The 591-nt window shown below is 42.6% G+C and carries 1 protein-coding gene; it reads left to right on the top strand.

Features of this window, described 5'->3' with window-relative positions; all coding sequences use genetic code 11:
- Positions 1 to 83: 83 nt before the first annotated feature.
- On the top strand, positions 84 to 591 hold a 508-nt coding region (locus tag B4113_RS16190), incomplete at its 3' end, for an IS630 family transposase (RefSeq protein ID WP_061912682.1).

Below are 591 nucleotides of genomic sequence, written 5' to 3'. Positions count from 1 at the left end.
CTATATAAATTGAAATAAAGGTTTTCTCCCGTTCCACAGCGAATAAAATAAAAGAGAAAATAGGAGAACGGAGAGAAAATACGATGCCCAATCACAAAGACGAGATCGAAAAGTTGTCCACTGCCATGAAAGAAGCGAAAAGTAAACGAGCATATGAACGCTACCAAGCCATTTATCTTCATTTGCAGGGATACAAAAAAGGAGAAATCGCAACGATTATTGGTCGATCCAAGAAAACGATTTATAACTATATCCATGCCTACGCCCAGCGCGGTCTTGATGGCTTGGAGATGAAATACTCACCTGGCTCCCCACGTCGATTGAGTCCTGATGAGGAAAAAGAGCTGGCTTGGATTATTGAACATCAGCTCCCCGTAGATGTGGGATTCGAAGCAAAATATAACTGGACGCTTGCGATCATCGCTGAACTCATTCAACAAAAGTGGGGACCAGCATACACGCCTCGTGGAACAAGCAACATTCTGCATCGGTTAGGGCTAAGCTATACGAAACCCACCTATACACTAGCCAATGCCGATGAAGAGAAACAAAAAGAATTCGTCGAAATCACCTTCCCTGAAGTAAAAAAAA

It is taken from the genome of Geobacillus sp. B4113_201601, from assembly GCF_001587475.1.
GTDB lineage: Bacteria > Bacillota > Bacilli > Bacillales > Anoxybacillaceae > Geobacillus > Geobacillus icigianus.
The sequence above is the reverse complement of the archived record's forward strand: the minus strand, read 5'-3'. Positions and strand labels throughout refer to the sequence as shown.